The sequence below is a fragment of the Citrobacter sp. MGH 55 genome, from assembly GCF_016906145.1.
Classification (GTDB): domain Bacteria; phylum Pseudomonadota; class Gammaproteobacteria; order Enterobacterales; family Enterobacteriaceae; genus Citrobacter_A; species Citrobacter_A amalonaticus.
On the sequence record NZ_CP070239.1, the window covers coordinates 32,121 to 41,742 of the forward strand.

10 protein-coding genes, 1 tRNA gene and 1 pseudogene are annotated in these 9,622 nt (G+C 52.0%); 5 read left to right on the forward strand and 7 right to left on the reverse strand.

Annotation, left to right across the window (positions count from 1 at the left end; all coding sequences use genetic code 11):
• Positions 1–3 precede the first annotated feature (3 nt).
• Complete coding sequence (locus JTI98_RS00095; RefSeq protein ID WP_058587671.1) at positions 4–774, forward strand: amidohydrolase; 771 nt, start codon at positions 4–6, stop codon at positions 772–774.
• 62 nt (positions 775–836) lie between these two features.
• Here JTI98_RS00095 and JTI98_RS00100 read toward each other — a convergent pair.
• Together JTI98_RS00100 and dnaQ are read right to left on the reverse strand one after the other, a co-directional pair.
• Positions 837–913, reverse strand: a tRNA-Asp gene (locus tag JTI98_RS00100).
• A 133-nt stretch (positions 914–1,046) separates the two neighbouring features.
• Positions 1,047–1,775, reverse strand: a complete 729-nt coding sequence (dnaQ, locus tag JTI98_RS00105; RefSeq protein ID WP_044258800.1) for a DNA polymerase III subunit epsilon — start codon at positions 1,773–1,775, stop codon at positions 1,047–1,049.
• A gap of 64 nt (positions 1,776–1,839) precedes the next feature.
• On the opposite strand from dnaQ, the gene rnhA reads away from it, so the two are divergent.
• A complete protein-coding gene (gene rnhA, locus JTI98_RS00110; RefSeq protein WP_042997834.1) occupies positions 1,840–2,307 on the forward strand; it encodes a ribonuclease HI in 468 nt (155 codons plus the stop codon).
• On the opposite strand, the gene JTI98_RS00115 is transcribed toward rnhA, so the two are convergent.
• Entirely contained in the window at positions 2,304–3,026 is a 723-nt protein-coding gene (locus JTI98_RS00115) for a class I SAM-dependent methyltransferase (RefSeq protein WP_216081783.1), read from the reverse strand. The two genes, rnhA and JTI98_RS00115, sit on opposite strands and share 4 nt — an antisense overlap.
• A 37-nt stretch (positions 3,027–3,063) precedes the next feature.
• Between JTI98_RS00115 and gloB the strand changes: the two genes are divergently transcribed.
• Both gloB and mltD read left to right on the forward strand, forming a co-directional pair.
• A complete protein-coding gene (gene gloB / locus JTI98_RS00120; protein WP_054177342.1) occupies positions 3,064–3,819 on the forward strand; it encodes a hydroxyacylglutathione hydrolase in 756 nt (251 codons plus the stop codon).
• A gap of 71 nt (positions 3,820–3,890) precedes the next feature.
• A complete protein-coding gene (gene mltD / locus JTI98_RS00125) occupies positions 3,891–5,258 on the forward strand; it encodes a murein transglycosylase D (protein ID WP_044327759.1) in 1,368 nt (455 codons plus the stop codon).
• 48 nt (positions 5,259–5,306) lie between these two features.
• Here mltD and JTI98_RS00130 read toward each other — a convergent pair whose 3' ends face one another.
• The 3 genes from JTI98_RS00130 to JTI98_RS00140 form a co-directional block, all read right to left on the reverse strand.
• Positions 5,307–6,077: a class I SAM-dependent methyltransferase gene (locus tag JTI98_RS00130; protein ID WP_054177343.1), complete on the reverse strand. Its 771-nt coding sequence runs from the start codon at positions 6,075–6,077 to the stop codon at positions 5,307–5,309.
• 77 nt (positions 6,078–6,154) lie between these two features.
• The gene (locus JTI98_RS00135) at positions 6,155–6,955 is read right to left on the reverse strand and encodes an endonuclease/exonuclease/phosphatase family protein (protein ID WP_216081784.1); all 801 of its coding nucleotides are present in this window, start codon (positions 6,953–6,955) and stop codon (positions 6,155–6,157) included.
• 131 nt (positions 6,956–7,086) lie between these two features.
• Positions 7,087–8,265 (reverse strand): MFS transporter, encoded by a 1,179-nt coding sequence (locus JTI98_RS00140; protein ID WP_216081785.1) that lies wholly within the window; start codon positions 8,263–8,265, stop codon positions 7,087–7,089.
• Between the two features lie 104 nt (positions 8,266–8,369).
• Here JTI98_RS00140 and yafC point away from each other — a divergent pair, with 104 nt between their 5' ends.
• Positions 8,370–9,284 carry a DNA-binding transcriptional regulator YafC gene (yafC, locus tag JTI98_RS00145; RefSeq protein WP_042997841.1) on the forward strand — a complete coding sequence of 305 codons (915 nt, stop codon included), beginning with the start codon at positions 8,370–8,372 and terminating at the stop codon, positions 9,282–9,284.
• A 99-nt stretch (positions 9,285–9,383) separates the two neighbouring features.
• On the opposite strand, the pseudogene dkgB reads toward yafC, so the two are convergent.
• A pseudogene (gene dkgB, locus JTI98_RS00150) lies at positions 9,384–9,509 on the reverse strand (2,5-didehydrogluconate reductase DkgB); the annotation flags it as partial.
• Between the last annotated feature and the right edge of the window lie 113 nt (positions 9,510–9,622).

A 9,622-nucleotide genomic window follows, 5' to 3' on the forward strand; every position in this document is an offset into this window, starting at 1 on the left:
GCCGTGCCTGGTTTGAAAATTACGCTGCTGCAACAACCGCTGGTCTGGATGGATGGACCCGCCAATTTGCGTCACTTTGACCTTTTACTGGAACCGGTAACGGGGCGCGATCTCATCGTCTTACCCGAAATGTTCACCACAGGGTTTGTGATGGAGGCTGCCAGAGAAGCGCCCACTCAGGAGGAGGTGATTTCATGGATGCAAAAACAGGCGCAGCGAACGAACGCTCTGATTGCCGGTAGCGCCGCGCTTCAGACAGAACGTGGCGCGGTAAACCGTTTTTTACTGGTCGAGCCAGAAGGTAACGTGCACTTCTATGATAAACGCCACCTGTTTCGAATGGCTGACGAACATCATCATTACCAGCCAGGCAACCGCCGCGTGATCGTGGAATGGCGCGGGTGGCGCATTCTCCCGCAGGTCTGTTATGACCTGCGTTTTCCAGTATGGTCACGCAATTTGAACGATTATGATCTGGCGCTGTATGTCGCCAACTGGCCGGCGCCTCGTTCTCAGCACTGGCAGACGTTGCTGGCGGCACGCGCGATTGAAAATCAGGTCTGGGTGGCGGGATGTAACCGCGTCGGCACCGACGGCAACGGGCATCACTATCGTGGCGACAGTCGGGTTATCAGCCCGCAAGGAGAAATCATTGCGACAGCGGAAGCCCATCAGGCTACTCGCATTGACGCGGAACTTTCTTTGAGTGCGCTGAAAGCGTATCGGGAGACCTTCCCGGCCTGGCAGGATGCCGACCCGTTTATTCTGTGCTGATTTTTTGACGAGATAAAAACGACGAAAGCCTGAATCATTACTGACTCAGGCTTTCTGAATAGTGGCGGAACGGACGGGACTCGAACCCGCGACCCCCTGCGTGACAGGCAGGTATTCTAACCAACTGAACTACCGCTCCGCGATGTGTTCCGCTTGGGAACGAAGCGCATATTACGGATTGCCACACACCTCGTCAACGCTTTTTCTCACGTTTTTAATCGTTTGCTCTAAAAATCACCCGAGCGGCGGTTTTTAACTCATTTGCCGACTTTCTACGCCCGCCAGAGGCAACTTCCCCCTTTCTTTTCCACCAGGTCGAGGCGCGATTCATGGGCCGCCACTTCCTCATCGGTGGCGAAAACGACGCGTAGCCTGCTGGCCTGACGTACAAGCCGCTGGATCCCCGTATTGCCCTGCTGCTGAGTTTCCCCTTCCATCGAAAACGCCATCGTCGTCTGACCGCCGGTCATCATCAGATAAACATCAGCCAGAATCTGGGCATCGAGCAATGCGCCGTGCAGCGTACGCTTGCTGTTGTCTATCTCATAACGCGAGCACAATGCATCCAGGCTATTACGCTTGCCAGGGAACATCTTCCTCGCCAGCGCCAGACTATCGGTGACTTTACAGAAGGTATTGGTTTTCGGGATATCGCGGTTGAGCTTGCTGAACTCGTAGTCCATAAAGCCGATATCAAACGACGCGTTATGAATGACCAGTTCCGCCCCGCGGATATAATCGAGAAATTCATCCGCCACCTCGGCAAATGTCGGCTTGTCCAGCAGGAACTCATCCGCAATTCCGTGGACGCCGAACGCTTCCGGATCCACCAGCCGATCAGGCTTCAGATAGACATGGAAGTTATTCCCCGTCAGACGGCGGTTCACCACCTCTACAGCACCGATCTCAATGATCTTGTGCCCTTCGTAGTGCGCGCCGATCTGGTTCATACCGGTGGTTTCGGTATCGAGGACGATCTGTCGTGTAATTGCAGTGCTCATAGCGGTCATTTATGTCAGACTTGTCGTTTTACGGTTCGATTCAATTACAGGAAGTCTACCAGAGATGCTTAAACAGGTAGAAATTTTCACCGACGGTTCGTGCCTGGGCAATCCAGGTCCGGGCGGTTACGGGGCAATTTTACGCTATCGCGGGCGCGAAAAAACCTTTAATGAGGGCTATATCCTCACGACCAATAATCGCATGGAGCTGATGGCGGCGATCGTCGCCCTGGAAGCCCTGAAAGAACATTGTGAAGTCATTTTGAGCACTGACAGTCAGTATGTGCGCCAGGGGATCACCCAATGGATTCATAACTGGAAAAAACGCGGCTGGAAAACTGCCGACAAAAAACCGGTAAAAAATGTCGATCTCTGGAAGCGTCTTGATGCCGCCCTCGGGCAGCATCAGATCAAATGGGAGTGGGTAAAAGGCCATGCCGGTCATCCAGAAAACGAGCGTTGCGATGAGCTTGCCCGTGCCGCCGCCATGAATCCTACTCAGGAAGACGTTGGTTATCAGCCCGAAGCTTAAACGTCCGGCTTGCGATATTGCCGGGTCGCGCCAACGGCCTGCGGTATGCGCGCTTTCGCCTTGTTCTGTTTCATCGGATTGAGCGTAAGCGGAATCGTTCGCTTACGCGCCACAATCATCTGCATACAGCCCAGCGCAGGAAGGTGTGCACTCAACATCTTTCCTCCTTGCTTTTTCCACGGCAGGACGTGAAAACGGCTATAGTGCAGCACTTCAAAATTCAGCAGCGACAGCCAGTCCAGTTGGCGCATCAGCGTAAACATACGACTATTATAAGGCGACGATTTACGCAGCACCGGCACCAGCTTGCGCAGCCCCATCAGGCTCACCGGGTTGAATCCGCTCAGTACCAGCCAGCCATCATCAATGAGTACCCGATCGGCTTCACGTAACAAGCGGTGGGGATCGGCGCACCAGGGTAGCGTGTGCGCCAGCAGACAGACATCGACCGATTTATCGGCAAAAGGGAGATGAAGCGGATCGGCCTGAACCTGAACCGGCGAGCCTTTGGTAGAAACGTTAACCTGATGCGAAACCGCACAGGCTTCCGAGTTGATTTCTGCACTTAAATTGCCCACCTTAAGCAGGTGAAAACCATACATTTTTGCAAACCACGGGTTAAGCTGTTTTTCCAGCGCCTCACGATAGTACTCTCCCCAGGGCAAATCGCTCCAGCGATCGGGTGCTACGACTGTTTGAGGGTTCCTTGCCGGTTTCATCACAACCATCCGTTATGCATAGACAGAGAGGTAATTTATGAATCTTAACAGTATTCCGGCGTTTCAGGACAATTACATCTGGGTTCTGAGTAATGATGAAGGACGTTGTCTGATCGTGGACCCGGGCGACGCCGCGCCGGTGTTAAAAGCGATTGCCGAAAACCAGTGGCAGCCAGAGGCTATTCTACTCACTCATCATCATCAGGACCATGTGGGTGGCGTGAAAGAACTGGTACAGAACTTTCCTAAACTAGTGGTTTACGGACCAGCAGAGACACAAGATAAGGGGGTCACTCATATAGTCGAAGATGGCGATTCCGCCCTCATTTTGGGGCATGAATTTAGTATATTTGCTACACCCGGTCACACTTTAGGACATATCTGTTACTTTAGCCATCCTTATCTTTTCTGCGGAGATACGCTGTTTTCGGGTGGTTGTGGACGCCTGTTCGAAGGCACAGCGAGTCAGATGTATCAATCGCTTAAAACAATATCCGGACTTCCAGACGATACGCTTATTTGTTGCGCCCATGAATATACTTTAGCAAATATGAAGTTTGCCCTGAGCATTCTGCCGCACGATTCGTTCATAAATGATTATTATCGTAAAGTTAATGAGTTACGGGTAAAAAAACAAATGACACTCCCCGTTATTCTGAAAAATGAGCGGAAAAATAATATTTTTTTGAGAACAGAAGATATTGATTTAATTAATGAAATTAACAAAGAAACAATATTGCAACACCCTGAAGAGCGATTTGCCTGGTTAAGGTCAAAGAAAGACAGCTTCTGATAATTGCAGGTTGCCTTTTCAAAACTTCGCCGTTATGATCGGTCGTCTTTTAAGCAACTATTGACACACACATGAAGGCAAAAGCGATCTTACTCGCCTCTGTCCTGCTCGTGGGTTGCCAGTCGTCTCAAAACGCCGGTAATGTCCAACAGCACGCACAGAGCCTTTCTGCAGCTGGTCAAGGGGAAGCAGGAAAGTTTACGAGTCAGGCACGATGGATGGACGATGGGACGTCCCTCGCGCCGGATCAAGACTTGTGGGCTTTCATTGGCGACGAGCTAAAGATGGGAATTCCGGAAAACGACCGGATTCGCGAACAAAAACAGAAGTATTTACGCAATAAGAGCTATCTCCACGATGTAACTTTACGGGCAGAGCCGTATATGTACTGGATAGCCGGGCAAGTTAAGAAACGTAACATGCCAATGGAACTGGTACTACTACCCATAGTGGAGAGCGCTTTTGATCCTCATGCGACGTCTGGCGCCAATGCCGCAGGCATCTGGCAGATCATTCCGAGCACGGGGCGCAATTATGGTTTAAAACAGACCCGCAGTTATGACGCGCGTCGCGATGTGGTGGCTTCCACAACCGCAGCGCTCGACATGATGCAACGTCTGAACAAAATGTTTGACGGCGACTGGCTGCTGACCGTTGCGGCTTATAATAGCGGTGAAGGTCGGGTCATGAAGGCGATTAAAACGAACAAAGCGCGTGGGAAATCCACCGACTTCTGGTCGTTGCCGTTGCCTCAGGAAACGAAGTTGTACGTGCCAAAAATGCTGGCCCTGAGTGATATTCTCAAGAACAGCAAACGTTATGGCGTACGTCTGCCAACCACAGACGAAAGTCGTGCACTGGCGCGTGTTCGTTTAAGCAGTCCGGTTGAAATGGCGCAGGTTGCCGATATGGCGGGGATTCCCGTCAGCAAGCTGAAGACCTTTAATGCTGGTGTGAAAGGCTCCACGCTGGGCGCAAGCGGTCCGCAATACGTAATGGTACCAAAGAAGCATGCAGAGAAACTGCGTGAATCTCTGGCCTCTGGCGAAATTGCTGCCGTACAGTCCACTCTGGTGGCTGATAACACCCCGCTGAGCAGTCGTAGTTATACCGTTCGCTCTGGCGATACGCTTTCAGGCATTGCTTCACGTCTCGGCGTGAGCACGAAGGATCTGCAGCAGTGGAATAAGCTGCGTGGTTCAAGGCTGAAAGTGGGCCAAAGTCTGACGGTGGGTGCCGGTAATAGTGCCCAGCAACTGGCTAAAAACAGCGACAGCATTACCTATCGCGTACGTAAGGGCGATTCGCTTTCGAGCATTGCTAAGCGTCACGGCGTTAACATCAAAGATGTCATGCGCTGGAACAACGATACGGACAATCTGAAGCCCGGCGATCAACTGACGTTGTTTGTGAAAAACAACAACACGCCAGACTCCTGATAGCTCACAATATTAAAAGGCACCGATTTCCCCCGGTGCCTTTTTTCTTTATGCCGCTTTGTGCGCTTCGGCCATGATGGTATCGCTGGTAAACGATCCCTCGTCCTGTAAAGCGAAGTAAGCTTTCACCTCCGCAGAGGCGCTTACCTGATACAGACGAATCGCATCTACCAGTTCAGCGGGCGTGCGCATTCTCGTCACCCATGAACTAAACTCCAGCGGCAAACGGTCGGTTATCAACGAATCAACAATCAGGTTTGCATCATTCATCAGCGCCAGCCATTCGCCGCTGGAATAGTTGCGAACATGCGAGGTGTCGCGCAATGCCTCCACCGTCTGTAACCAGATATCGCGGACCGGATGCCCTGGGGACATGACATCCATAATAATCAGGACACCGCCCGGTTTTAATACCCGATTAACTTCGCGCAGCGCTCTGCCTACATCATGCCAGTGATGCGCGGAATAACGACTGATAACAACGTCAAAGACAGCATCCTCAAACGGCAGGCTTTCGGCATAGCCCTGCCTGGTGGTGATGTTGGCTAATCCCTTCTCTTTTGCCGCCTGCGCCACAACGTCAAGCATCTGCGAAGATAAATCGTAAGCCACCACTTGTTTCACATTCTGCGCGGCGATAAAGCTTGCATGCCCGGCGCCACAGCCCATATCCAGTACGCTGGCATGAGGGAACGCAGACAGACGCTCAGCCAGACGCTGCAAGTCGCGACCGGTTGCATGCACAGCACTGGTTAAATAGGCATTCGCCTGGGAGCCAAACTGCTTTTCGACGTTATCGTGGTGGGAGTGTGTTGTCATTATGCTGTCCTTTGGTTGTTTGCAAGATAAAGGGCAGCACCACTACAGGTCTGCCCCAACGGCAGACCTGACACACCTTACTGCACAGGTTTGCCGGGACTGAATTCAACGAGTAGCGGATTGTGATCGGATGCGCGTGTGACCAGTACTGAAGCCTCACTGACGTTCAGACCACGATAAAAGACAAAATCCAGGGGGCGACCAAACGCGCGACGGCGCTGATCGTCAGTAAAACGAACCTGGCGCAACGACATTTCGCGCGCGAAGCGATACAGCGCATTCATGCGGCGTCGGCTCCAGGCATTAAAATCTCCGGCCATAATCACCGGGCCACTGTGATGCGCAATCTGGTCACCGATTGGAAGTAACTGCTTACTATACACATCGACCCCCAGACTAAAGTTAACCGCATGGATATTAACGACCATCAACAGTCGCGTATCGGGCAACGGATAGACGGTAACCAGCGCCGATTTTGCCAGGCGCAGGATAGGCTCTCGCTCACGAAGTGGGCAACAGTATATGGGATGCGCGGATGAGAGCGTCATCACCCCTGACGGATGCTGTGGCAGAACAAATGCCGGCACCTGATCGGCCGCCAGGTAATTCGCCGTCGCAAACTTCACCAGCTCCGGCGTCGTTTGCGCTTCCTGTAACAACACCAGGTGCGCATCTTTGCCAAAATTCTTCAGCACCGAAAGCCATTCCGCTCGCTGCTGCTTAAAGATATTCCACACCAGGATACGGATCCGATCTTCACTGCTTAACGGCGCCCCGGCGGGTAATGCCTGGCCGATGCTCGAAAATGACCCGGGCGGCAAAATCCGCTCAGCGGGTTGTCCGGCAACATAGCGCATGGCATAGGTGTTTTTTCGCACTTTTGACTTTCAAACCTCTGTAACGTCAACCAGCCCGGTGCCGGACTGGTTCTTCTGTTATAGGGATTTTAGCTCACACTTTCAACGACCAATTGCAGATTGTTTTGTAAGCACACACTTACATCAAGCACTTAACCCAGCACGGCTACGCGTGCGGGTTTATCCAGTCGACCACTAATCCCCATCAACAGGAAGGCTCCCAACACAATCAATGCCCCAATCCACGGTGTTTGCGCCAGGCCGAAGTGCTCCACCGTCTGTCCGCCGACAACAGAACCGATCGCAATCCCGATGTTAAAAGCCGCGATGTTGAAGCCGGATGCCACATCTACCGCATTCGGCGTAAATTGTTCGGCTTTTTGCACCACATAGACCTGCAAACCCGGTACATTGCCGAAAGCAAAGATCCCCATCACCAGTACCGTTGCCAGCGCGGCGTACTGCATAGTGGCGGTAAACTGAAAGACGAGCAACAGTACAAACAGTGCGGCGAAAATAAACTTCAGCGCAGGCACCGCCCCATGTTTATCCGCCAGTTTTCCGCCCCAGATGTTACCTACCGCGACGGATACGCCATAGCCTAATAAGATCCAACTCACTGCGGCAGGCGAGAAACCCGCCAGATCCTGCATCATCGGCGCCAGAAAGGTAAATGCGGTAAAGACGCCGCCGTAGCCCAATGCCGTGATCGCATAGATGATCAACAAGCGTGGATGCGTTAAGACACTCAACTGGTCACGTAGCGTCGCCGCGGCGCGTCCCGGAATGTTCGCCGGAATGAGCCACTGACTGCTGATCAGCGCAATCACGCCCAACACAGAAACGGCCAGAAAGGTTTCGCGCCAGCCAAAATGCTGACCGATGAACGTCCCCAGAGGAACCCCGGTCACCAGAGCAAACGTCAGACCACCAAACATGATGGCAATGGCAGAAGCCGCTTTTTCTTTTGCTACCAGACTGGTGGCAATGGTGGAGCCAATCGAGAAGAACACGCCATGAGCCAGACCGGTCAGTAAACGGGCCGCAATCAGCGTCATATAACCAGGAGCCTGCCATGCCAGCAGGTTGCCCGCCGTGAACAGGACCATCAGCGCAACCAACAACGGCTTACGCGGCAGACGCCCAGTCAATGCCGTCAGTACTGGCGCGCCAATCGCCACGCCGAGAGCATAGATGGAAACCAACATCCCCGCAGAAGGCAGAGAAATGGCCAGTTGTTCAGCAATTGTCGGCACCAGGCCTACAATCACAAATTCGGTTGTGCCAATAGCAAAAGCACTTATTGTCAGCGCAAATAACGCGAGAGGCATAAATAACTCCATATCATCAGTATTCGGATGACACGCAGTATGCCGGGATGGTTTAATAACAAAAATATCCAAAATCTCAATACAATTTTGCTTCAGGTGCAAAAATGAAAGCAACTTCAGAAGAACTCGCCATTTTTGTTTCAGTGGTAGAAAGCGGAAGTTTCAGCCGGGCGGCAGAACAGTTAGGTCAGGCAAACTCAGCGGTAAGCCGGGCAGTAAAAAAGCTGGAAATGAAGCTTGGCGTGAGTTTACTCAACCGCACAACCCGGCAACTCAGCCTGACAGAAGAAGGTGAACGCTATTTTCGCCGCGTCCAGTCTTTGTTGCAGGAGATGGCGGCGGCAGAAACGGAAATCATGGAGACACGCAGCACTCCACGAGGGGTGCTCCGTATCGATGCCGCCACGCCGGTGATGCTGCATTTTCTGATGCCGTTGATAAAACCTTTCCGCGAACGTTACCCGGAAATTACGCTTTCTCTTGTTTCCTCTGAAACCTTTATCAATTTGATCGAGAGAAAAGTGGATATTGCAATCCGTGCAGGCACATTGACGGATTCCAGTCTCCGCGCCCGACCGCTCTTTAATAGCTATCGGAAGATTATTGCCTCACCGGATTATCTTGAACGATACGGGAAGCCGGAAACAGTGGAAGAGCTAAAAGCACACCTGTGCCTGGGCTTCACCGAACCCGTATCCCTCAACACCTGGCCTATCGCCTGTAGCGATGGGCAACTTCACGAGATTGACTGTGGAATTTCGTCAAACAGCGGCGAAACGCTTAAACAACTCTGCCTCAGCGGAAACGGCATTGCCTGCCTGTCGGACTACATGATTGATCGGGAAATTGCGCGAGGTGAACTGGTGGAGCTGATGGCCGATAAACGCCTGCCGGTAGAGATGCCGTTCAGCGCCGTCTATTACAGCGATCGTGCCGTGAGTACGCGTATTCGGGCATTTATCGATTTTCTGAGTGAATATATAAGAACAGCTCCCGGAGGAGCTGTTAAAGAGGGTTAAAGGCATTCAGGGCTTAACGCATTAATCCCACTGCGGTGCCAGTCCTTCCGGGCTTACCAGGCGATCGTTGCAATCCAGAGCAGCGATCGCTTTTTTATCTTCGGCATCATAGATTTGTGCAGTATCGACAGCACGGTAACCGAGCGCCAGAGCCGTTTTTACGGATGCAATAACAACATCGTCCTTAAGACGGAAGGTACCTAAACCGAATGCCGGGATAGTCATAATAATTCCTCTTTGATTCATCATGTTCGTTAACTGAGAGGATTATGACGTTTTGCATTTTGTGGAAAAAGAGCGAAAAATGCAGAGGATTTTTGCGTTTTTAGCAACAATTA